Source organism: Phocaeicola vulgatus ATCC 8482, assembly GCF_000012825.1.
Taxonomy (GTDB): domain Bacteria; phylum Bacteroidota; class Bacteroidia; order Bacteroidales; family Bacteroidaceae; genus Phocaeicola; species Phocaeicola vulgatus.
On record NC_009614.1, the window covers coordinates 3,691,351 to 3,716,261 of the forward strand.

At 40.4% G+C, this 24,911-nt stretch carries 13 protein-coding genes; 11 read left to right on the top strand and 2 right to left on the bottom strand.

From position 1 onward, the window contains the following. Nucleotides 1-5: 5 nt before the first annotated feature. The 9 genes from BVU_RS14695 to BVU_RS14735 all read left to right on the top strand — a co-directional run bounded on the left by BVU_RS14695 (nucleotide 6) and on the right by BVU_RS14735 (nucleotide 15,883). Nucleotides 6-2,015 carry a RagB/SusD family nutrient uptake outer membrane protein gene (locus BVU_RS14695; RefSeq protein ID WP_008667374.1) on the top strand — a complete coding sequence of 670 codons (2,010 nt, stop codon included), beginning with the start codon at nucleotides 6-8 and terminating at the stop codon, nucleotides 2,013-2,015. 168 nt (nucleotides 2,016-2,183) lie between these two features. Beyond that, nucleotides 2,184-3,917: a hypothetical protein gene (locus BVU_RS14700; RefSeq protein ID WP_005847858.1), complete on the top strand. Its 1,734-nt coding sequence runs from the start codon at nucleotides 2,184-2,186 to the stop codon at nucleotides 3,915-3,917. Nucleotides 3,918-3,941: 24 nt separating this feature from the next. Then, nucleotides 3,942-4,610, top strand: a complete 669-nt coding sequence (locus tag BVU_RS14705; protein ID WP_005844681.1) for a DUF3826 domain-containing protein — start codon at nucleotides 3,942-3,944, stop codon at nucleotides 4,608-4,610. 198 nt (nucleotides 4,611-4,808) lie between these two features. Further along, a complete protein-coding gene (locus BVU_RS14710) occupies nucleotides 4,809-6,491 on the top strand; it encodes a polysaccharide lyase (RefSeq protein ID WP_011965814.1) in 1,683 nt (560 codons plus the stop codon). Nucleotide 6,492: 1 nt separating this feature from the next. Beyond that, nucleotides 6,493-9,579 carry a DUF6298 domain-containing protein gene (locus BVU_RS14715; RefSeq protein WP_011965815.1) on the top strand — a complete coding sequence of 1,029 codons (3,087 nt, stop codon included), beginning with the start codon at nucleotides 6,493-6,495 and terminating at the stop codon, nucleotides 9,577-9,579. 186 nt (nucleotides 9,580-9,765) lie between these two features. Continuing rightward, nucleotides 9,766-10,320, top strand: coding sequence for an RNA polymerase sigma factor (locus tag BVU_RS14720; protein ID WP_005844675.1), 555 nt, complete (start codon nucleotides 9,766-9,768; stop codon nucleotides 10,318-10,320). 48 nt (nucleotides 10,321-10,368) lie between these two features. Beyond that, a complete protein-coding gene (locus BVU_RS14725) occupies nucleotides 10,369-10,653 on the top strand; it encodes a hypothetical protein (protein WP_032938975.1) in 285 nt (94 codons plus the stop codon). 34 nt (nucleotides 10,654-10,687) lie between these two features. Continuing rightward, nucleotides 10,688-13,888, top strand: a complete 3,201-nt coding sequence (locus BVU_RS14730; protein WP_005844670.1) for a SusC/RagA family TonB-linked outer membrane protein — start codon at nucleotides 10,688-10,690, stop codon at nucleotides 13,886-13,888. A gap of 24 nt (nucleotides 13,889-13,912) precedes the next feature. Further along, a complete protein-coding gene (locus BVU_RS14735; RefSeq protein WP_005844668.1) occupies nucleotides 13,913-15,883 on the top strand; it encodes a RagB/SusD family nutrient uptake outer membrane protein in 1,971 nt (656 codons plus the stop codon). A 92-nt stretch (nucleotides 15,884-15,975) separates the two neighbouring features. Here the strand turns inward: BVU_RS14735 and BVU_RS14740 are convergent, their stop codons facing one another. Next, the gene (locus tag BVU_RS14740; protein ID WP_011965817.1) at nucleotides 15,976-17,631 is read right to left on the bottom strand and encodes an IS1182 family transposase; all 1,656 of its coding nucleotides are present in this window, start codon (nucleotides 17,629-17,631) and stop codon (nucleotides 15,976-15,978) included. Between the two features lie 527 nt (nucleotides 17,632-18,158). Between BVU_RS14740 and BVU_RS14745 the strand changes: the two genes are divergently transcribed. Together BVU_RS14745 and BVU_RS14750 are read left to right on the top strand one after the other, a co-directional pair. Next, nucleotides 18,159-21,263, top strand: a complete 3,105-nt coding sequence (locus BVU_RS14745) for a SusC/RagA family TonB-linked outer membrane protein (RefSeq protein ID WP_005840245.1) — start codon at nucleotides 18,159-18,161, stop codon at nucleotides 21,261-21,263. A 14-nt stretch (nucleotides 21,264-21,277) separates the two neighbouring features. Continuing rightward, nucleotides 21,278-23,143 (top strand): RagB/SusD family nutrient uptake outer membrane protein, encoded by a 1,866-nt coding sequence (locus BVU_RS14750; RefSeq protein WP_005840243.1) that lies wholly within the window; start codon nucleotides 21,278-21,280, stop codon nucleotides 23,141-23,143. A gap of 276 nt (nucleotides 23,144-23,419) precedes the next feature. Here BVU_RS14750 and BVU_RS14755 read toward each other — a convergent pair whose 3' ends face one another. Next, nucleotides 23,420-24,778 (bottom strand): transposase, encoded by a 1,359-nt coding sequence (locus BVU_RS14755; protein ID WP_008667781.1) that lies wholly within the window; start codon nucleotides 24,776-24,778, stop codon nucleotides 23,420-23,422. Nucleotides 24,779-24,911: the final 133 nt, after the last annotated feature.

The following is a 24,911-nucleotide window of genomic DNA, read 5'->3' on the forward strand; positions in this document are numbered from 1 at the left end:
TTGATATGAAAAAGCGCATATTATATACTGTGTTATTGGCAGCCGGATTGGCATTTAGCAGTTGCAGTGACCAGTTCTTGCAGGATATGAATCCGTATGACAGTTATTCACCGGAAAAGACTTTCGGCATCGAATCTAATTTGGACTTATATATTCAGAATGTGTATTATAACTATTTTTATAAGTCGGGTATGACCCCTCCACAGTCATACGGCTTGTCCGGTAACTGGAATGACTATTCAACTTATACGGAGGAGAAATGGGGTATCGAGAAGAAATTTGACGCTTCCAGAAGTTTGAAAAAAGCTACGGACTGTGAAACTTATTTTGGCAGTAATCTGGCTACGAATATAAAGAATGATCCATATAGCCGTATCCGCAGTTGCAATGAAATTCTGGAAGGAGTTGATAAATATGGTCAGGACTTGTCGGAAGCTGCCATAAAAAAAGCGAAAGGACAGGCTTATTTCTTCCGTGCCATGCAGTTGTTTGATTTGGTACGTGTATACGGAGCTGTTCCTGTGGTAAATAAAGTGCTTATGGCGGCCGACCGTGAGGGAGCTAAAGATTATAATCGTGAAAGTGTGGAAACATGTGTCAACCAGATCTTGAGTGATTTAAAAGAGGCTGCGAATCTGCTTCCCACTCGTAAAGAATGGGGAAGTGACCAGTATGGACGGTTGACCAAGGAAGCTGCATTGGCATACAGAAGCCGCGTGGCGCTGGTATTTGCAAGCCCTATCTTTAATGCAGATTGGAATAATACAGGCAGTAAACGCTGGAAAGATGCGTTGGATATTACTCTAGAAGCACAGGCTTTCTTGAGCAGCGAAGGTTATGGTTTGTATGGCAATTCCGCCAAAGACTGGAATGAAATGTTCTACAAGTTTGACAATCAGGAATGTAAGGAGGTGATTATGGTCAAACTGTTGGCTAGCTCTACCTCTAAAAATGATGAACATAGTGGATGGCAGAAAACAATCCGCTTGAAAACAATGGGTGGCAGTGGTTCCGGTTATCATGTTCCTATGGGTATGTTGGATATTTTCCCGATGGCGGATGGTTCCAAAGCTGTAAATGATGATGGTGAGGCGATAAACGGGTACGACCGTTCTTTATTCTTCAAGAATCGTGATCCGCGTTTCTATTACACGTTTACTTTCTCCGGAGCGAAATGGGGATATGATCAGGATGCAGATGCCGTAGTTTGGAATTATCGTTGGAGTGAAACGAAAGAAGATGGTTCTCAGTTGCATTATTACACGGAAAATGAAGGCAGCAGTCCGGCGATAGTACGTAAAATGTCCGATCCGGCTGAAAATAGTGCAAACACATATCAATGGGATGGCACTGATGTATACGAATATCGTTATGCTGAATTGTTGTTGAACCTTGCAGAATGTTATGCAGCTACGGGGGATATAAGTAATTCAGTGAAAACAATTGGTGAAATTCGTGCCCGTGTAGGTATTCCTGCATCCAATAATTATGGCTTGGGAACGATTACCGATAAGAATGAAGCTATTAAGGCTTGTCTGCGTGAGCGTCAGGTGGAATTAGCTTATGAGGGTAAGCGTTATTGGGATTTATGGCGTTGGATGCTGTATAATGATGATGCAAGTGATAACAATACCACCTGTACTACCTTGGGTATTGAGCCGTTAAATGGTACTGCCCGTGTGGGTAAATATTTACAAGTGAAGGATTATGACGGAAAGGCAGATCCTCTTGTTTCTGTCATTGCTGATTTTGAGCCTGTAGATGTGGATAATGCGGCAGACTTACAAGCCGAAATGAATAGGTTGGGAGAGTTCTGGAGCCAGCACTTTGTTTTACAGGATAGAGAAACTCCGGTAGATAATGTGAATGGTCAGGAAGCAGTAATTTCATGGCAGGAAAACTATTACCTGTCCGGTCTGCCCTCTAATGTATTGAATATGAATCCGTGGTTGGAACAATCAAAAGGATGGTTGGATTATTATGAATCAGAAGGCACATTGGATGCTAGGAAATAATTTAATACGATAGTTTTATATCTGCTAGTTTATTATGACAGATACAAGCATTTTTGAGTACATATCCCCGAAAAGTGCGTCTTGAAAAAGATAATTGTTAAGAAAAAGAGAACGGAATATAAATTCCAACTTACTTATAGCACAGATATAATTTTTTAAGAATAAAGTATGAAAAGAAAAATGTTTTTAGGACTGTGTATGGCTACTTTTATTGCTCCAGTGGCAATGGCCCAGTATCCCCAGTTGACTGAGGAAGCGAAGCAAGCCTACCAGAAAATGATGAGTGAAGAACGTCGCCGCTCTGACGAAGCCTGGGCAAAAGCATTGCCTGTTGTACAGAAAGAAGCGAGAGAAGGTCGTCCGTATATTTCGTGGGCTTCCCGTCCATACGATTTGCCGCAGGCACGAATTCCTGCTTTCCCCGGTGCTGAAGGAGGAGGTATGTACAGTTTCGGCGGTCGTGGCGGTAAGGTGATTACCGTGACTAATTTGAATGACCGTGGTCCCGGTTCTTTCCGTGAGGCTTGTGAGACAGGTGGAGCACGTATCATTGTCTTCAATGTTTCAGGTATTATTAAATTGGAATCTCCCATTATCGTCCGGGCTCCATATGTCACTATTGCAGGACAGACAGCTCCGGGTGACGGGGTATGTATTGCCGGAGAGTCTTTTTGGGTAAATACGCATGATGTAGTGGTACGCCATATGCGTTTCCGCCGTGGCGAAACAAAAGTATGGCATCGTGACGATTCTTTCGGAGGCAACCCGATTGGAAATATCATGATTGACCATTGCTCTTGTACTTGGGGATTGGATGAGAACATTTCTTTCTATCGCCATATGTACGACCCCAGCGAAGGACAATATGAATCAAAAGATCTGAAACTGCCTACCGTAAATGTTACCATACAGAATACTATCTCGGCAAAAGCGCTGGATACTTACAATCATGCATTCGGCAGCACTTTAGGTGGTGAGAATTGTGCATTTATGCGTAACCTGTGGGCAAGTAATTCGGGACGTAATCCTTCCGTCGGTTGGAATGGTGTTTTCAATTTTGTAAACAATGTGGTGTTCAACTGGGTACATCGCTCTTCGGACGGTGGCGATTATACCGCTATGTTCAATATGATAAACAACTATTATAAACCGGGACCGGCCACTCCGAAAGATACTCCTGTGGGGCATCGCATCCTGAAACCCGAAGCGGGACGAAGCAAATTGGATCATAAAGTGTATGGCCGTGTTTATGCTGATGGTAATATTATGGAAGGCTATCCTGCCATTACAGAGGACAACTGGGCAGGTGGTATCCAGATTGAAACTCAGCCGAATACAGATGGATATACGGAGAATATGCGTAGCAACCGTCCTTTTGAAATGCCGTACATCCGCATTACTTCCGCACATGATGCATACGATTTTGTACTGAAAAATGCAGGTGCCAACATTCCTTGCCGTGATATTGTGGATGAACGTATTGTAGAGGAAGTGAGAACAGGCGTTCCTTATTATGATAAGAAGATGGCCAAGGATGCTAACGGTGATTTGACCGGGCTGGCTCCTAAATCAATGGGAGAAGACGGACAGTTTAAATATCGCCGCTTGCCGAAAGATTCTTATAAACAGGGTATCATCACCGATATCCGCCAGATGGGGGGATATCCGGAATACAAAGGCACTCCGTATGTGGATACGGATGGTGACGGTATGCCCGATGAATGGGAAAAGGCAAATGGCTTGAATCCTAATGATCCTTCGGATGCTAATAAGGACTGTACCGGTGACGGCTATACAAATATTGAGAAATATATTAATGGTATCAGCACTAGAAATTGTATTGACTGGTCTGATTTGAGAAACAATTATGATACATTGGCTTCTAAAGGAAAGTTGATGTAATAAACGGAGGAAAGAAGACAGGATATGATACAAAAGTCAGGTATAATGTTTCTGTTGCTCATGGCGGTAGTCATTACCGCCGGAGCAGTGGATTTGGACCGTGAAGGCCGCGATCCGGCTTACGTGGAATCTATTGTGAAACGTTCGCAGAAGATTGTAGATAAACTGGAGTTGACAGATACCGTTGCCGCCCGTGAAGTGACAACTATCATAGCCAACCGTTATTTTAAACTGAATGACATATACGAAACGCGCGATGCCAAAGTGAAGCTGGCAAAAGAAACCCTGACGGGCGATGCGAAACAAGAAGCCGTTAAAGCTGCCGAAGCTGAAAAGGATGCGGCGCTTTACCGTACTCATTTCGCTTTCCCGGCCGATCTTTCGCTCTATTTGGATGCCAAGCAGATAGATGCAGTGAAAGATGGCATGACTTATGGTGTGGTAATGGTAACTTATAAAGCTACGGTTGACATGATTCCTACCTTGAAAGAAGAAGAGAAAGCGCAGATTATGGCATGGCTTGTTGAAGCCCGTGAATTTGCCATGGATGCTGAAAATTCAAATAAGAAACATGCTGCTTTCGGCAAATACAAAGGCCGGATTAATAATTACCTCTCTAAGCGGGGATATGATTTAGTGAAAGAACGTAAGGCTTGGTATGAACGTATCAAGGCACGTGGAGGAAAGATATAAATTAATGTTTATTGAAAAGCGGAAAAGGAGCTTGCCCGGTGAAACGGTGTCAAGCTCTTTTTTATGTGCGGATAGAGAGTACAACAGGCTTTCTGTTCCGTCTTTGATATAGAAATACTCGCAATGTGTGTTTGAATCATGTTAAAAGCAGGGTGTTATGTTACGAAGTTATAGAAAAAATAATAATTTAGCGACCAAATGAATCAACTAAAGAAACTATTTGCAGTGGCAGCATTGACTGCATGTGTGTTGCCTGTGGCGGCACAGTATCCTGTAATTCCTGATTCGGTAAAAATCAGAGGAGAAGAACAACAAAAGGAAATAGACCGGAAATCGGATGAGGCATGGGCGAAAGCATTACCTGTAGTAATGTCCGAGGCTGCTCAAGGACGTCCTTATAAACCATGGGCATCCAAACCGGAGGATTTAATAAAGAGCAACATACCTGCCTTTCCCGGGGCAGAAGGGGGAGGGGCCTATACTCCCGGTGGACGTGGAGGAAAAGTAATTGTGGTCAATTCGCTGGCCGACAGTGGGCCCGGAACATTGCGTGAGGCATGTGAGACCGGTGGCGCGCGTATTGTTGTGTTCAATGTTTCGGGCGTTATCCGGCTGAAAACTCCTATAAACGTCCGTGCTCCGTATATCACTATTGCAGGTCAGACAGCTCCGGGGGATGGGGTTTGTGTAACAGGAGCCTCTTTCCTGCTTGATACGCATGATATTATTATCCGCCATATGCGTTTCCGTCGGGGGGCGCAGGATGTGTTCTTCCGGGATGATGCTTTGGGAGGTAACTGTGTGGGTAATGTTATTATCGATCACTGCTCTGCCAGTTGGGGACTGGATGAAAACATGTCTGTTTACCGCCATGTATACAATCGCGATTCCACAGGGCATGGTCTGAAGCTTCCTACTGTCAACATAACTATTCAGAACTCTATTTTTTCGGAAGCTTTGGATTGTTACAATCATGCTTTCGGGGCGACTATAGGTGGGCATAACAGTATGTTTTGCCGTAACTTGTTCGCATCCAATATCAGCCGTAACTGTTCCATTGGCATGAATGAGGATTTTAATCTGGTAAACAATGTGACTTTTAATTGGTGGAACCGTTCTGTTGACGGGGGAGATGAAACCAGCCGTTTGAATATTATTAATAATTATTTTAAACCGGGGCCTATCACTCCGAAAGATAAGCCGATTGCCCACCGGATTGTGAAACCCGAATCAAGTCGTGACAAGAAGAAACCGGATACATTTGGTAAAGCATATGTAGCCGGAAATGTAGTGGAAGGTAATGCGCGTGTGACAAAGAATAATTGGGATGGCGGCGTGCAGGTGTACGATATGCCGGACGCAGGGAAGTTTACAGATCAAATTCGTGTAAACGAGCCTTTCTCAATGCCCCATGTGACTATTATGGATGCCAAAACTGCCTATAATTATGTATTGGAAAATGCCGGGGCTACTTTCCCTAAAAGGGATGCGGTGGATGCCCGTGTGATGAAGACGGTGAAGACAGGGAAAGCTATTTACGTGAAAGACGCTCCTGAATTCGTTAGTACTTATGTAAAAAGACGTCTTCCTGTTGACTCTTATAAACAAGGGATCATTACAGATCCCCGTCAGGTAGGTGGTTTGCCCGAATATAAAGGTACTCCTGTGGTTGATACGGATGGTGATGGTATGCCGGATGTCTGGGAGGTGAGATATGGACTCAATCCTAATGATCCGGGTGATGCGGTAAAAGATTGTAATGGTGACGGGTATACCAATATTGAAAAATACATTAATGGCATAGATCCTGCAAAGAAAGTGAATTGGACGGATATAAAGAACAATCATGATACTTTGGCAAAACGTAAAAGTTTGATGTAAAATGAATTATAAGTTATTATTATTTGGATTTTTGAGTTTGGGGTTTGCGCGGATTTCTGCGCAAACCTTTCCTTTACAGGTGAAGGAAGAAAAACTGACTTATGTGACTGATGAACGCGGAAACCGTATTCTAGATTATTCTTCTTGCGGTTACCGTAACTCGGAACACCCTATACCTGATGTGGCGAATGCCGTTTTTGTTTCATGGAAGCCTGGAGATAATTCCTCTCGTATTCAGCGTGCCATTGACTATGTATCTTCATTGGCTTTGGATAAAAATGGTTTTCGTGGGGCTGTTTTGCTGGATAAAGGAACTTTTGAATTGAATGAGAGCTTGCGTATTTCTGTGTCGGGAGTCGTGCTGCGCGGCAGTGACAGGGAACAGACCGTATTGTTGAAAAAGGGAGTGGACAGAGGAGCTTTGCTTTATATTGAAGGGCGGAATGATTTGGCTGTTACGGATACCTTGGATGTGTTGACATCATACGTTCCTGTAAATACTTGTACTTTTCAGGTAACCAATAATGTACAGCTGGTTTCCGGAGAGCGGGTCCGGATTGTCCGCCCCTCTACGAAAGAATGGATTGCTTCTGTCGGTTGTGATATTTTTGGCGGAGGTATTTCCGCTTTGGGCTGGAAAGAAGGAGAGATGGATTTGGTTTGGGATAGGTCGGTAAGTAAGGCGGATGGAAACCAATTGACTTTGGATGCTCCTTTGACAATGGCTTTGGATAATAAATGGGGAACTGTCAAAGTGTTACGTTATAGTTGGCCGGGCAGAATCGCAGAAGCAGGTTTGGAGAATCTGACATTGGCTTCTGACTATGATAAGAAGTATCCTAAAGATGAGGATCATTGCTGGACGGGGGTATCTATAGAAAATGCCGAAAACTGTTGGGTGCGCAGGGTAAATTTTAAGCACTTTGCAGGAAGTGCTGTGATTGTACAGCGTACCGGCTCTAAAACAACTGTAGAAGATTGTGTATCCACAGAACCTGTTTCAGAGATAGGTGGAATGCGTCGCAGTACATTTTATACTATGGGGCAGCAGACACTTTTTCAGCGTTGTTATTCTAAACAGGGTATTCATGATTTCTCAGCCGGATTTTGTGCGGCAGGTCCGAATGCTTTTGTACAGTGTGATTCGGAAGAGTCGTTAGGATTCAGCGGTTCTATTGATTCCTGGGCTTGCGGGTTATTATTTGATGTGGTAAACATTGATGGCCATGATTTGGTGTTTAAGAATTTGGGACAGGATAAAAATGGTGCCGGTTGGAATACAGGCAACAGTCTTTTCTGGCAATGTACAGCTGCCGGGATAGAGTGTTATTCACCGGCAAGAGATGCGGTAAACCGTGCATACGGTTGTTGGGCGCAATTCTCGGGTGACGGCCAATGGGCGGAATCAAATAATCACGTACATCCCCGCAGCTTGTTTTATGCACAGTTGGCGGCACGTTTGAATAAAGATTGTTCTGACCAGGCACGTATTCTTCCCAGGGCTACCAACGCAACCAGCAGTCCTACCGTAGAAGCGGCAATGGAGATGGCAAAGGAAGCTTATACTCCCCGTCTTACTATGCAAAAATGGATTGAGGAAGCACCTTATACAGCCAGTGTGTCTTCCGGAAAACTGAAATCTTTAGAAGATTTGAAGTTCAAGACACCTATATATAAGGAAAAAGAGGATCATCTGTTTGCCATTATTAATGGACGTATGCAGGTGGATGGCCGGTTACTGGTAGGCGGCAGGCAGGAGGTTCCTTGGTGGAATGGGAAACTGAGGACCAGCTTCTTGTCTAAAGCCAAGCCACATGTTACCCGTTTCGTGCCGGGACGCGAAGGACTTGGGCTGACGGATAGAATTGATTCTACGGTGAATTATATGGTGAAGAATCAGATTTTGGTTTTAGATCATAATTACGGTTTGTGGTATGAGCGTCGTCGTGACGATCATGAGCGTGTCCGTCGCCGTGATGGAGATGTGTGGGGGCCATTCTACGAACAACCGTTTGCCCGCAGTGGAGAAGGTACTGCTTGGGAAGGATTGAGCAAGTATGATTTGAACCGTCCCAATGCATGGTATTGGAACCGGTTGAAGCAGTTTGCCGAAAAAGGGGCGGAGAAAGGTCTTTTGCTTTTCCATGAGAATTACTTCCAGCATAATATCTTGGAGGCGGGAGCACATTGGGTAGACTGTCCTTGGCGGTCGGCCAATAATATCAATCAGACCGATATGCCTGAACCTGTTCCTTTTGCCGGTGACAAACGTATCTTTGTAGCGGATATGTTTTATGATATCAGTCATCCGGTACGTCGTGAGTTTCATAGAAAGTATATTCGCCAATGCTTGGATAATTTTGCCGATGATGCAAATGTGGTACAACTGATCAGTGCGGAGTTTACCGGTCCGTTGCATTTTGTACAATTCTGGCTGGATGTGATAGGAGAGTGGGAGAAAGAAACCGGTAAGAAAGCGACCGTGGCGTTAAGTGCGACAAAGGATGTTCAAGATGCCATTCTGAATGATACGCAGCGTGCGAAATTAGTTGACATTATTGATATTCGTTACTGGCACTATAAAGTGGATGGTCTTTATGCTCCCGAAGGTGGAAAGAACCTGGCTCCCCGTCAGCATGCCCGTAAAATGAAAGTAGGTAAGGTTACTTTTGATGAAGCTTATCGGGCGGTGAGTGAATATCGTAAGAAGTTCCCGGAAAAAGCGGTTACTTACTATGCGCAGAATTATCCGGATATGGCTTGGGCTGTCTTCATGGCAAGTGGCTCTTGCTCGGTTGTTCCGGTTGCCGATGAAAGCTTTTTAACTGATGCGGCTGCTATGGATATGGAGGATACTGGTACAAATAAGTATCAGAAACTGGTAAAATCTGGTATTGGAAGTATCATTTATTCCCATTCTGCAACAGATATTCCTGTTCATTTATCACCTGGGAAATACATATTGAAGTCTGTTGATCCGAAGACCGGAGCAATAACGGTGATTGCTAAACGATTGAATATTAAAGATATATATATGCTTAAAGCAGAGGAAAACAAAGATTGTATTTATTGGTTTCATAGAATTTAGTACATGGAAGGAGAACCGGACTTATTTTGGTTCTCCTTTTTAATGAAAATCTGTATTATTTAGCATATATGTTTTTCAGCAGGTTATCTGTTTTTTCGGTCCAATAATCAAATATTACCTAAAAAAGTAGCGTATCCTCCCTAGTTTTGCATCATCATCAAAACAACCTATAATTAGTATACTGTGATGGAACAAAACTTAAATGATAAGACAGCTTGCTTGGTAACCGCTTTCCAATCGGGAGATGTAAGTGCATTCTCTACATTATATGATATGCATATTAATCTTCTATTTAATTATGGATGTAAGTTAACTACTGACAAAGAATTGTTGAAGGACTGCATTCATGATGTCTTTGTAAAATTGTATACAAAGAAGGCTGAATTGGGTATCATTGACAACTTCAAATCATACCTCCTCATTTCCTTGAAAAACAAGTTATGTGATGAACTTCGCAGACGGATGTTCATGTCGGAAACGGCTGTTGAGGAACTGAATCCCGTTGCAGCAGGTGATGATGTAGAACATCAATATTTGGAAAAGGAAAAAAGTTGTTTTGAAAATATAAAAGTAAAACATTTGTTGGCTCAATTATCTCCGCGCCAACGTGAGGCACTTACCTTATATTATATAGAAGAGAAGAAATATGAAGATATTTGTACCATTATGGATATGAATTACCAGTCGGTACGAAATTTGATGCATAGAGGTATTACAAGATTAAGGGAATTGGTAGGATAATATTTTAAGTTTTCAGGTGAGTACAACTTTGAACCACTATCCGTCATAATGAAAAATGATTGTAACGTGGATACAAAAAAGATGTATAGCAAGGTAGAAGACTTTTTGAAGGATGACGACTTTATCAAGTATGTTCTGGATGATGCTCCTGAATCAGCTTTTCATTGGGATAAGCTTTTAAAGGAGCACGCAGAACTGCTGAAAGTATTTGAAGAGGCCAAGAATGTATTATTGGTTTCTGATGAAGCAATGGAAGTAATGACTTTATCTGAAGAAAGAAAACTAAAACATCGTATTTTTACTACATTAGAGATAAATAATATGGATTATTAATTAATTTGTTAACCATAGAAAAATGAGAAAAGACATGAAGAAATGTCCTAAGCCGTTGGGTTACGGAATCAGACGAACACCTGTTGTGTTAGGATTATCAGCTGCATTATGTATGCCGGCTGCTTTTTCGTATGCAAATGTGGGTGGTAGAATGGATAGTGAGTCGGTGCAGTCTGTTTTGCAAACGCATACAGTTAAAGGTACAATAGTGGATGAAACAGGAGAACCGTTGATTGGTGTGTCCGTGATAGTGAAAGGACAAGCTACTGTTGGAACGATTACTGATTTCGATGGAAATTTCGTTTTAGATATTCCTACAGGTAAGGGGATGCTTGAGGTATCGTATATCGGTTATAAAACTCAGACTGTGACCATAGGTAAGAACACTCAGATCACTATTAAGATGGAACCGGATACTCAGGCTTTGGAAGAAGTGGTAGTTATTGGTTATGGTGCTGTTAAGAAACGGGATTTGACTGGCGCTGTTTCTTCCGTTAAAAATGAGGATATAACTTTGACACCTGCTACTAATCCTATGCAAGCACTTCAAGGACGTGTTGCAGGGTTGGATATAACTCAGGCCTCAGGGCAACCGGGTGAAGGGCCTAAATTGCAATTGCGTGGAACTCGTTCATTTACAGCTAGCGGTGATCCTATGTTTATTATTGATGGTATGCCGGGTGATTATTCTACATTGAATCCTAATGATATTGAGTCTATTGAAGTTTTGAAAGATGCTTCTTCGACAGCTGTTTATGGTGCGGCAGGTGCCAATGGTGTTATTATAATTACTACTAAAAGTGGTAAAGCAGGAAAAATTAATATCAATTTGAATGCCTATGTCGGTTTCAACGGATGGGCCACGGTTCCTGAGATGCGTAGTGGTGACAGTTATATCAATGTACTTCGTGAAGCAAACCAAATTGCCGGAACATATTCTACGGATGAGGCATTATTTTCTTCCCCCGAAGCTTATAAGGCACATTTGAACGGACAATATATAGACTGGGCTGATGAACTGTTGCAGACTGGCGTTACACAAAATTATAGCTTGTCGGTTTCAGGAGGTACGGAAAAAACAAAAGCATATTTCTCTTTAAACTTCTCAGATGAGCAGGGACAATTTACAGGTGATGATTATAAAGTATATTCTACCAATATGCGTATTGACCATGAAATAAAAAAATGGTTAAGTGTTGGTGTGAATATGCAAGGATCTTATGTCTATAGAAATAAAGCATATTCCAGATTTATTAATTCATTAGTGTCTGTTCCTTTGGGAACCGTTTACAATGAAGATGGAAGTATCAATGTAACTCCGGTTCCGGGTGATGGAAATACTATTAATTTATTATTGAATCAAGATAAAAGTGTATACCGTGATAACAATCAAAATTTCAAGCTGTTTTTAAATCCTTATATTGAGATTCGTCCCTTTAAAGGAATGACTATCCAGTCACGGTTGAACGCTAGTCTAGGGTACGATAAAAAGAATTATTTCCAAGGTATCGGTTCCTATCAATATTATGCATCAGATGGTCCTAATGCTTCTGGTACTTCTGCTAGTGTTTATGCCCAGATTGATCAGAACAGAAGCTATAATTATAAATGGGAAAACATTTTCACTTATAATTTTAATATCAAGAAAGACCATGAATTTACTGTAACAGCAGTTACCTCATGGAATCATAATCAAACGGATAAGTCTTGGCAAAAGCAGGATAATATAAAGAATAATTCGTACTTATGGCATAACATGGATGGTACGGGAATTGTTTATTCCAATTATACTATGTCTAAAGGGCTAGGTTTGGTAGGACGTATCAATTATTCGTATTTAGGTAAGTATTTATTCTCTGCATCGGTTCGTCAAGATGGATCTTCAAGACTGGCAAAAGGTAATAAATGGAGTACTTTCCCAGCCGTGTCTTTAGGATGGAGAATATCGGACGAGAAATTTATGCAAGGGACCAGTAACTGGATGAATAATTTGAAACTGCGTTTGGGTTATGGTGTGACTGGTGCAGCATCTATTGATCCCTATTCTTCTGTTGCGACTGTAGAATTGGATGGATATTATAGTTTGGGCGGTCAAAAAACAAATAGCTATAAATTTTCAGAGAATGTAGCGAATGCTGATTTGACTTGGGAAAGATCTCATAACTGGAATATTGGTTTGGATGCATCTTTCTTCAATAACCGTATTGATTTAAGTGCCGATTATTATATAACAAATACGGATGGTGTAATTTGGAAGCAGAATTTGCCGGTTGTCAATGGTGCGTACAATGCTTCTAAGTTATATTATATGAGCAAGAACATTGCAAAGACACAGAATCATGGTTTGGAATTAACATTGAATACACGTAATATTGTTAATAAAGAATTTACATGGACTTCTGCTTTGACTTTCACTTTGAATAATGAAAAAGTAAAATCATTGATAGGCGGTACGGCAGACCATGTTAAGAATGAAGACTATTACTTGTCTATAGGTTATCCTGTAAATTCATTCTATGCTCCAAAAATTGATGGTATGTGGCAGTTGGGTGAAGAAACAGATGCAGCAGCATTTGGCTGTGCTCCTGGTGATATTAAAATCAATGTGCCAGGAATGATTAAGGAAGCCGATGGTAAGTTCTATAAAGTAGGGGATGATGGTCAGCCTTTGACTGACAAGAATGGAGATATTATCTATTATACTAAAGATAATAAATATACTTATAGTGACGCTGATTCGCAAGTATTAGGTCATAATGCTCCCAAATGGACGATGGGTTTCCAAAATTCATTCACATACAAGAATTTTGATTTGACTATTTATGCCTATTTCCGTTGGGGACAGATGATTAATTATGAAATGTTAGGTTGGTATGATTCAACAGGTAAGGGTAATTTCCCTACTTATTTTAACTATTGGACGGAATCTAATCCTTCAAATGATTTCCCGGCATTAAATGCTAATCGTGAAACGAAAAGTTATATAGGATATGGTAGTTTGAATTATGTAGATGGTTCATTCTTTAAAATAAAGAATATTACTTTAGGATATACCTTCCCGGAACGTTTGTTGAAAAATGCCGGCATCAGCAAATGCCGTTTATATGCTACTATTACTAACCCATTGACCGTTGCTAAAAGTCATTTGTTGAAAGATTATGATCCTGAAATGAATGGTGCTTTGAAGTATCCATTATCCAAGCAACTGGTATTTGGTGTGAATGTTTCATTCTAACAAAAACATTAAAGACAAAAGACAATGAAAAGATCATTATATAACATGGCTTTAGCCATTTGCACAGCAGCAGCTATGTACTCATGTTCTTTGGATGAATATAATCCTAGCGATACATCTGGAGAAGGAGAGTTGAAAACTGTAGAAGGCTTGAAAAATTTGGGTACTTATTGCTATTCTCCACTTTATGACCAAATGTTTTCTGCTTCCGATTATTTGGCTGTAGCGGAAACCGGTACAGATTTATGGCTTACCCAAAATAATAAAACAACATTGCAGCAATTGTTCTATTATGAAGGGTTGACTACTAGTACTAATGCTACAGACAAACTGTTTTCTCAAGCTTATGCTTGTATTAATACTTGTAATGCAGTGATAAATCGTGCAGCAGATGTAACTGAGGGAGATAAGAATGTACTGAAAGTTGTAGTAGCTGAAGCAAAGTGTTTGCGTGCTTATTATTATTTGGTACTTGTGACCAATTATGGCAATGTGACGTTAGTAACTACAGAGTCAACAGATACCAAAATAATGAATCCCACTCGCTCGTCACAGGAGGAAATTTACAATCTTATTATAACTGATTTGCAAGAAGCTGCTGCTGACTTGAATACAACTCCTATGGATGGTAATTATGCCCGGGTAACAAAGAAAGCTGCTTTAGGTTTGTTGGCCAGAGCTTATGCGCAGGGAGCAGGTGAAGGTTTAAGCGAAAATGGTGTTTCTTATTGGCAGCGTGCGAAAGAAGTTGCAGAAGACTTGATTGCCAATATGGCTTCTTATAATGCATATTTGTATGATGATGTTGAAGATGTATGGGCACAAAGTAATAATCGTAACAATAAAGAAGCTTTGTTTATAGCTTCGGGACCCCAGGCAGGAACTGATGCTTTTACATATGGTTCGTATGGAGCGAATAAATTATTTACTTTCACATTCTGTGATCCTAATAAATTGAGTGATATTTATCCTGTGGGCAGTAAGCAAAATTACTTCTATGGTCGTGTGAATAATAATTATTATGCGCCTTCTAAATATTTAGTGGACTGTTTTGATGCACGTTATGATAAACGTTGGGAAAACTCATTTACAACAGCTTTTTCTCTGTTCTCCATGGTACAGGCTGGATGGCGCACATACGATGATAAGAATGCAACAATTACATTAACTGAAGATTTGTGCACTAAGTATGGTATTGATTCTAAATTTGTAGGAAAGAAGATATATCCATATGTTGATGTTAATGCTATTAATCTAGGTTCTAATGGTGGTAATCAATATGTTGCCAGTGTATGGCCTAAAGGAGAATATTCTGGTGATGTCAATAAATTGGTTAAAGTGAAGAATCCTTATGTGAATCCTTATCCATTAGCAGAGGATGAAGATCGTTTTATTGTTTATTTATCAAAAGAGTATTTGAGTGATGCTGAAAAAGCAAAGCGAGGATATATTTGTGTGAACATTGATGATTTGTTTGCAGCAGATGGTAAATACAAGGAAACATTTATTGATGCCCAGCAGACAAATACCTATACTTTATTTCCTTCATTGAATAAGTTTAATTTTAATTTCGAGGGAGGTTTTTATGGAAGTAATTTGCAATGCAAAACTGGTGACATGTTTATTATGCGTATGGCTGAAGTGTATCTGATTGCGGCTGAAGCGGAAGAACGTTTGGGAAATGGTGCAAAAGCAGCTGAGTATTTGAATGTTCTTCGTAAGCGTGCTTGTCGTAATGAAGCTGATTTCGAAGCTAATATGAAATTGACTACTGCTACAGAGGATGATGTGTTGGATGAATATGCTCGTGAATTGTGTGGTGAGTTTACCCGTTGGGCTTTACTGAAACGACATAAAGCTTTTGAAACTCGATTGCCTAAATATAATCCTCGTGCTGCCGTAAATTTTAGCCAGAAGAATTATTTACGTCCTATCTCATATACATTCTTAAATCAGATAGAGAACTCTGCTGAATACGGTACTAATGGTTATTAATATAATTTTTTGATAGTGACATAAAGAAGGTGTGTCGTAATGCACGATGCACCTCTTTTTTGTTCATCACTATACAAATCTGTTCATTTTCTTTAAGCTGCGATCTTTTGAAGATTTCTTTGATTTATGTGTTCCCAGCATCTAAAAACAGCAGTTGTAAGTTCATAAAACAGTCTAATCAGCCAGTTCATACCTTCTTTTGTCAGTTTTGCACACATCTTTTTTATATTGAAGGCAATGGCTAGGAAGGCAAAGTCCATGAAGACCTTGTCCTTTCCAAAATGTCGGAAACGTTTGTAGTTCATATTGTTTTTAATTTGTCCGAACACGGCTTCCGGTTCTATGCATCTCTGCCCTCTGTGTTTCAGTCCTTTCTCAGAGCAGAGCAGTTCTTTGGCTCTCCGCTTGTATTGTCTAAGCCTATGATTCAGTTCTATCGTCCTGTTTCCTTTTGCTTTAAAACAGCGGCATCGCAGGGGATAGCCTTCACACCTGACAGCTCTGTACCGTGCATTTTCGCTGACATATCCGGATGCGGTTTTCACATTCCTGGTGCCTATCCTCCGCATCCTTTGCCCCATAGGGCAGATGCAGAAGTCATGTTCTTCATTGTAGTAGAAGTTTTCGGCCTTGAACGGGTCCGGTTTGAATCTCGGCCGCTGCTCCATGTGGAAATAGTTGTACTTTACGTAGGCTTCCATGCCGTTTTCGGACATGAAGCGGTAATTCTCTTCGGAGCCATAGCCGGAATCAGCAACCACCGTATGGGCCATCCGGTCATACCTGTTTGAAAAAGATTGCAGGAAAGGAATCAGGGTCAGTGTATCCGTAGGGTTCGGGAAGAGTGCAAAATCGGTGATGAACTGATTTTCGGTGCCGATTTGAAGGTTGTAACCGGGCTTCGTCTGTCCGTTGCGCATGGCATCCTCCTTCATTCTCATGAAAGTAGCGTCATTGTCCGTTTTGGAATAGGAATTCCTGTCCTGCAGCGTGTCCAGACGGTTGTCGTATTCCTGTAGCTTGTCCCTGTGCTCTTCCAACTCCTTCAGCTGTTTGCGTTTCTTTTTCAACGCAGTCTTTTCCTCTTTCGTGGAGGGTTCAGGAACCTGTTCGAGTGCTTGACGCAATTCTCCAGCCATTTCAGTCAGCATGGCTGGAGTGAACTCAATCTCCTCATTGCTTTCCGATGAGTTCTCCTGGGCGATGACATTGTCTATCTGCCCTAGCAGGATATGTATCTTCTTCATCAGGCGTTCACGGTTCCGCTCAACCGTTTTCCGCCAGACGAAAGTATACTTATTGGCTTTGGACTCAATCTTTGTCCCGTCAATGTATTCCACATTCAGGCTGATGAAGCCTTTGGAAGAGAGAAGGAGTACGGTTTGCGTAAACACCTCGTTGATTTCCTTCTTCACCCGGTTGCGGAAACGGTTGATGGTAATGAAATCCGGTTTCTCATATCCGGCCAGCCAGATATAATGGATGTCACGGTGAAGGAGCTTTTCAATTTTCCGGCAGGAGTAGATGTTGTTCATATAGGCATACAGAATGACCTTGAGCATCATCTTGGGGTGGTAAGGGCTGCGGCCGCATTCCTTATACAGCTTTCTGAAACTTTCAAGATTCAAGCCCTTAACCAGGGCGTCAACCATGCGCACCGGATCGTTTTCTGCAATATCCTCATCAATTCTTTGAGGAAAAAGAACGGTTTGGTTGGGATTGTAAGGACGAAAATGTATCTTTGTCATAGTGAAATTCTTATGCCTAAAGATACAAAATCTTTAGGTAATAACAAAGCCCCAGCTTGTGAAAGTCGGGGCTTTGTGCGTAAAAGAAAGAAGGGGTGCATTTTGACACACCTTCTTTTTATTTGTTAATATGATGAGGTCTTTGGTCTTTTGATTATCGGGATGTTCTGTCTTTTCGTATATAAAGATTGGAGGTGGTTTCTATGTAATCCTTTTATGTTCTTATAAATAATCGGAGCATGGCTTTGAATTGAAGCCTCACAGTAACACTACGGTAGATATAAATTGTGCACGAATGGGAGTTGGAGGGAGATAATTCGTGGGGCTACCTGTATTAGAATCTTATTGGCTAAAATCAGGTATTTATAAATTTAAGTTTGTGATTCAGTTAAAAAGAAATACTAAATGAAAGAAAATGTATTTTTGATTTAACCTATTTTTACAATTAATTTTGAGTACAGAGGTTTTTTATCTACGTCATTTTAATAGATATAATAAAATAAATCTAGTTAACTATTATAACAGAAATGAAAAGCATGAAAAAAAGTCCGAAACAAAATTGGGAAAGTAATATCAGACGTACTCCCATTATTTTAGGGTTATCGGCAGCATTATGTATGCCGTCTGCATTTTCTTATGCAAATGCAAGTGATCCTGTTGCCGGTGAATTGGTTCAGTCTGTCCAGCAAGGACGTACTGTTACAGGTAAAATCATAGATGACACAGGGGAGCCGTTAATTGGTGTATCCGTACTGGTGAAAGGTACAACGGTGGGTACGATTACCGACTTTGACGGTAATTATTCTCTGGAAGTTCCTTCAGGTAAGCATATTCTCGTCATATCTTATATAGGATATAAAACGCAGGATATAACGGTAGGAAAAAGCAATCAGCTGAACATTAAAATGGAGGCCGATACGCAGGCTTTGGATGAAGTGGTCGTTGTGGGTTATGGCGTGATGAAGAAACGTGATGTGACAGGTGCGGTATCTTCAATGAAGAATAAAGATGTAGTAATTGCTCCTACTAATAATGTCATGGAAGCCTTGTCTGGTAAAATTGCTGGTATGGACATTATGAAAACTAGTGGTCAGGTAGGTGAAGATGTTGAAATTCTATTGCGTGGCTCTCGTTCTATTTATGGTGATAATACTCCTTTGTTCATTATTGATGGTATTCCAGGGAGTTATAACCAAATAAATCCTTCTGATATTGAAACTGTAGATGTATTAAAAGATGCTTCGTCAACAGCGATTTATGGTTCTGCTGGAGCTAATGGTGTAGTTATTATTACGACTAAACGTGGAGCAGTAGGTAAGGCTACGGTAAATTTTGATGCTTATTATGGATTTAGTGGTACTCCTGATTATTATCATGGTATGGTTGGTGATGAATGGACGAGATATCAGCGTGAATCTTATAAATATATTAATGGACAATATCCAGCTGATATGTCTGCCATTCTTACAGATCCCGTTAAATTAGAAGCTTATAATCAAGGAAAATGGATTGATTGGGTAGATGAAGCGGCTGGGAATACCGCTACGACTCAGAAATATAGCTTGTCTGTAACAGGAGGCTCAGAGAAGACAAAGATATTTGCATCGGCTGCTTATACTCGTGAAGAAGGATTGTTGAGTAATGATAACATGGGTAAGTATGCAATGCGGTTAAATGTTGATCAGGAAATATTTTCATGGGCAAAGATTGGTTTTACTTCAAACTTGACATATACAGATAGAAATCAAGGTGTAAAAAATACTTTTACTAAAGCTCTTTCTGTATTTCCGTTAGGAGATGCTTATGATAAGGATGGTAATATTAATCATGAGTACGCTCCTAATGAATACTCTCCATTGGGTGATTTTATACCTAATCAGTATGTGAATAATACTAAAGGTACTTATATCAATGTAAATGGAAATCTAGAATTGACTCCGTTGAAAGGGTTGAGTTTTAAATCAGTAATAAGTGCTACTTTGAATAATTCTCGTGCAGGAACATTTCTAGGTGCACAATGTAATGCTAATCTTCCGACTTATGCAAGTTCTCCACATGCTTCTATTTTAAATTCTTATACACGTGGTTATACATGGGAAAACATATTATCTTACAATATGACCATTGCTGAAGACCATTCTGTTGGAGGTACTTTTGTTACTTCTTGGAGTCATAATCAAGAAGAAAGTAATATGGCGGCAGGTAGTGGTCAGGATTTGGATTCTTGGTCATTTTGGCGTTTGACATCTGCTACTTCACCTCATGTCGAATCTGATTTTTCACAGACTCAAAAATTGTCTTATGCTGTTCGTTTTAATTATTCATATAAGGGAAAGTATTTATTCACATTTTCCAATCGTTGGGATGGAGTATCTTGGCTGGCTAATAAATGGGATAGTTTCCCGGCAGCGGCATTGGCATGGCGTATTTCTGATGAGGCTTTTATGGAATCAAGTAATGATTGGCTGAGCAACTTGAAATTGCGTATTGGTTATGGTGTTACAGGAAATTCAGGAGGTATTGGTGCATATGGAACTCTTACCAATGCGATAATTTATTCTAGCTCAGGTATTAGTATTGGAGGTAATAATGTTCCATTTGCTCAGTATACAGGTACCTATTCTAATCCGGATCTTGGCTGGGAAAAGTCACATAACTGGAATATAGGTGTTGACTTTGGTCTTTTGAGTAATCGTATTGATGGTTCAATTGAATGGTTTACTACAAAAACGAAGGGATTGTTGTTTAAGCGTACTTTACCTGTAACTACTGGTAACACAGGTTGGGGGCGTCCGTTGGATATATGGGAGAATTTGGCTGAAACTAGTAATATGGGAGTTGAAGCAACTATTAATTCTCATAATATAAAGACTAAAGATTTTTCATGGGATACAACATTATCGTTTACTTGGAGTAAAGAAAAGATAAACTCTTTGCCTACAGGTGACTTGATCAAGGAAAATCTATTTGAAGGACAGCCAATTCATGCCTTGTATGACTATAAATATGCTGGAATTTGGGGAAGTAATGTTCCTCAAGAAACATTGGACGCTTATGGTGTGAAACCGGGTTGGGTAAAAATTGAAACACTTGATAAAGATGGTGATGGTGGTGTACATAAATACGGTGAAGATGACCGTCAAATTTTGGGACACACTAATCCTGATGTTATTCTTGGTTTGAATAATACGCTTACTTATAAAAACTTTGATCTTTCAATTTTTGCGATGGCACGTTATGGACAGACAATCAAAAGTAGTCTGATAGGATGGTATAGGGCAAGCTCTAACTATTCTATTAATCAGCCAGCTGGTGTAGATTATTGGACAGAAAATAATCAAGGCGCTTATTATCCGGTTCCGGGTAGTGGTGACGAGCAAAAGGTAATGTCAGCATTGACTTATCGTGACGGTTCTTTCATCAAAGTAAAAAACATTACTTTAGGATATACTTTGCCACAATCTGTATCACGCAAGGTTTTAATGGAGAAATGTCGTTTTTATGCAACGGCATATAACCCTTTCTTGTATGTAAAAGATAAGGAATTGAGAGGTACGGATCCTGAAACGAATGGTTCGGATGCCTTCCCGTTGTATAAGCAGTTTGTATTTGGTATAAACGTTACATTTTAAATAAGAGGACAACAATGAAAAATAAATTGAAACATATATTCTTTGCATCTGCATTGATGGCGGCTGCGACCAATTTTACGGCTTGTTCATTGGATGAAGTGAACCCGGGAGAATTTACAATGGATTCTTTGGCTGAGACAGAGGAAACTTATGAGAAAATCATAAATAACTGTTACTTCGCTATGGAACGTTATTTCTATGGAGCTAGTGGAGCTAGCGGAATAGAAAGTAACAATTGGATGGCGATGACAGAAGCTACTACGGATTTGTGGACCTATCAGCGTAATAAATCGACTTCGTATACTCAGTGGTTTTGGTTTTATGCTGGTGCATCACCTAATACCACTTATACTGACAATTTTTGGAGTGGTATTTATGATGGTATTGGTGCCTGTAATATAGCTATATCAAAGGTTGATAAAGTGCCGTTCAAAACAGAAGAAGCTCGTAATGCAAAAGTGGCTGAAGCTCACTTCTTACGTGCTGTATATTATTTTAATGCGGTAGAACAATTTGGAGGGGTGACTGTTCTGACAGAACCTACTACTGAGAAGAATTATCATCCGGAGCGGACGGAGCCTATGAAAATTTATGAAGATATCATTCTTCCGGATTTGGAATTTGCTGCTAAATGGTTACCGATTGGTAATGATGCGACAACTACTACTCCGACTAGAAAGGCTGCCATTGGTTTTTTAGCTAAAGCTTATTTGCAGACTATAGAATATGATACATCGAAAAAGTATGCAACAAAAGCTTTGGAGTATGCTAAGATGTTGATTGATGATGCTGAAGCTGGTGGTGCTAAATATAATACTCATTTATATGCTTCATATGTTGATGTTTTTAAAGAGTCAAATAATTATGAGAACAAGGAAGCCCTTTGGAAACATCGATGGTTCTCGGGAAATGGTTCACATGGCTCAAGTAGTGGAAACTACCGATTGAATAGGAATGATGAGTATTTTTTGTGCAATGTATTTAATTTTGGTGCTATAACTGATACTCAAGAATTTCGTTTGGCATGGGAGGGGGGGCCTAATGGCTTATTTATGCCTACCCAACATTTGTTAAGTCTTTATGTGCAGGAAGACGGAACTTTAGATCCTCGTTTTCATGAATCTTTTACAACAGAATGGAAGGCTAATACCGCTTATACATGGGATAAGGGTACTGTAAATAGATTTGACCGTGAAAGTAACGTGGAAGGAAAGAAAATTGAGGTAGGTCAATTGGCTATAAAATTTATTATGCCACAAGATGAAAATTATGCTGAAGAAAGTGCGAAGAAATTGGAAAAGGATTATTTAGTTGTTGATTATAAGGATGTGTATGATGATGCTAAGAAGAATGTAAAGATGAACTATTCATATTCGAATCCGTCTGAGGGGTATACATCAGATGGAAAATCAGAAAATTTGTTTAATTTCTTCTACCCTTCGCTAAATAAGCATAATAGTAGTAATTATTATGTTGCTAATGCAAGTAAGAAACGTAATGGTAATTTGAATGCCACATTTATTATGCGTACTGCAGAAATGTATTTGATTGCTGCTGAAGCTGATATTTATGTAAATGGTGGCTCTAACGCATTAAAATATATAAATAAAATTCGTACACGTGCTGGGGCAAATCCGTTAGTTGGTGTACCTACAATAAATACAGTGTTGGATGAAAGAGCGCGTGAATTGTGTGGTGAATATGCTCGTTTTTATGATTTGAAACGTACTGGTATGTTGAAAGATAATAGTTATTTAGAAGAACATCACCCTGATTTGGCGCAATTCTTTAAGCCAGAATATGCGTTACGTCCTATTTCTACTAATTTCACTTCTACTTTGGAAGGTGGAGGAGGGTATTATCAGAATCCGGGGTATTAATCAATAATTCTTTCTGAGAGGATGTACTAAAATTCGAGTACATCCTCTTTTTTGTTATATCAAACTTTTAGTTTTATAGTATATTGTTCCTATTTAGGGATATTCAGTAAATGTCTCTAAAAAATAAGATGGCATATGAAGATGATAGGGCATGACCATTTCATATGCCATTCTTATTGTCATTTTTCCGTGCTTTCTCACATACTTCTATCCGACAGGACATGACGTTCCGGAAGAAGTCTGATGACCTCTTCTGATTCTGTGAGTAAAATCATATCATGCTGCTTTAGCTGTTTTGTTTCTGATTTTTTCTATCATCAGTATGGCATTTGCCGTATGTATTCCAAAGAAAATCCACAGTATTTCCGTCTTCCTGTTTCTGGCCTTTATCCTTGAGAGCGAGTAATGTTGCTTTTGAGTGCCGAAGCTTCCTTCAAGCCGTGTTGCCCTTTCTTTTGAGAGTTCGCTTCTAAGCACCTTCCTCAAAGGCTCATCTTTGGCCGCCCTTCCCTTGCGCACAAAGGATGTGGATATCCCATATTTTGTACAGAACTTTCTGTTGGCATTATTGGCATATATGGAATCGGCAGCCACACATCTTACCCTTACATTCATAAGCTTCTGCTGCATACGGATACAGTCCTTCAAGCGTATACCCTCATTGAATGCCTTGAACGAGAGGTGTTCGATGAACGATATGCCGTCTATCTGTATATTATTGACCTTTGCACCGAACTCGACGGACTTGGTTTCCTTGCCTCTGACGATGGGACGTACATAATGACGGTCAATGCTGACGATGCGGTCACTGACTTTCCGCCCTTCAAACATTTCCTTTTCTTGTACAAGCACCTTTCTGATGATGGAAAGACGCTTATGATAATCCTGGGTATATCGGAGTAAAGCACCGTACTCGCTATGGATCCCATCCCTTTGACTGAGGAGCTTTTCAAGAAGCTTGATCATACGGCGCTTAAGCATTCTTGTCCTTGAAGCTCTCCTCTTTCTTTTCTTGCAGTAGGACAGATAGGATTCCGCCACATTCCTGTATTTGTTGCGCGGACGCCTTATGCCCAACTCCCTGCAATGCCGGCATATATGCCTGTAGAGCCATTCGAGGCTTTCCCAAAGGAGTTTCATGTCCGTAGGAAAACGCATGTGGCTTTCATAGCATGTGGCATCGGTCATGCAGACGTGAAGGTTATCAAGATAAGGTTTCCAGTGTGAAGCCAGGAGCTCCTGGAAAGAATCAATGTCAAGGCGGGATGCTATCTCATTACGGATGGCACTGACTATCTTGAAGTTGGTTATGGGAAGGGACGGGGGAATCATAATTCCACAGAAAATCTGGTAGTGTATGTTCCCGTTCAGATGTTCCACCAGTTGCCTGTCGGAGAATCCGGTGTATGCCTTCAGGACCATAAGGGCGATCTTTGCGGAAGGACTGAATCTGTTCCTGCGTCCCAGGCGCCGGTCCGACAGGCCGGCGGCTTTTGCCATACATTCAAACGGAAAGACCGAATGAAGCTTGCCAAGCTCACTCTCATTAAAACTCTTGCGGTATTTTTCCAGAATATCAAATTCTGTAAAACCCAAAGTAGGGTGAATTTCTGAAATATTCACTATCTTTGCCATATCTTATTAGTTTGGATATTTCCCCCGTTTTGGCCGTCAAATCTTATTTTCGGGGGAATACCTAAAGATACAAAAAAGCCAACTAATTCGCAATACTTTGTGTATGAATTAGTTGGCTGATTTTGTAATATTT

Bases quoted from the DNA above. Each gene is read 5' to 3' on its own strand.
- BVU_RS14745 (WP_005840245.1), top strand. From the start codon at position 18,159: ATGAAAAGCATGAAAAAAAGTCCGAAACAAAATTGGGAAAGTAATATC.
- BVU_RS14705 (WP_005844681.1), top strand. From the start codon at position 3,942: ATGATACAAAAGTCAGGTATAATGTTTCTGTTGCTCATGGCGGTAGTC.
- BVU_RS14720 (WP_005844675.1), top strand. From the start codon at position 9,766: ATGGAACAAAACTTAAATGATAAGACAGCTTGCTTGGTAACCGCTTTC.
- BVU_RS14750 (WP_005840243.1), top strand. From the start codon at position 21,278: ATGAAAAATAAATTGAAACATATATTCTTTGCATCTGCATTGATGGCG.
- BVU_RS14730 (WP_005844670.1), top strand. From the start codon at position 10,688: ATGAAGAAATGTCCTAAGCCGTTGGGTTACGGAATCAGACGAACACCT.
- BVU_RS14735 (WP_005844668.1), top strand. From the start codon at position 13,913: ATGAAAAGATCATTATATAACATGGCTTTAGCCATTTGCACAGCAGCA.
- BVU_RS14715 (WP_011965815.1), top strand. From the start codon at position 6,493: ATGAATTATAAGTTATTATTATTTGGATTTTTGAGTTTGGGGTTTGCG.
- BVU_RS14710 (WP_011965814.1), top strand. From the start codon at position 4,809: ATGAATCAACTAAAGAAACTATTTGCAGTGGCAGCATTGACTGCATGT.
- BVU_RS14695 (WP_008667374.1), top strand. From the start codon at position 6: ATGAAAAAGCGCATATTATATACTGTGTTATTGGCAGCCGGATTGGCA.
- BVU_RS14700 (WP_005847858.1), top strand. From the start codon at position 2,184: ATGAAAAGAAAAATGTTTTTAGGACTGTGTATGGCTACTTTTATTGCT.
- BVU_RS14755 (WP_008667781.1), bottom strand. From the start codon at position 24,778: ATGGCAAAGATAGTGAATATTTCAGAAATTCACCCTACTTTGGGTTTT.
- BVU_RS14740 (WP_011965817.1), bottom strand. From the start codon at position 17,631: ATGACAAAGATACATTTTCGTCCTTACAATCCCAACCAAACCGTTCTT.
- BVU_RS14725 (WP_032938975.1), top strand. From the start codon at position 10,369: ATGAAAAATGATTGTAACGTGGATACAAAAAAGATGTATAGCAAGGTA.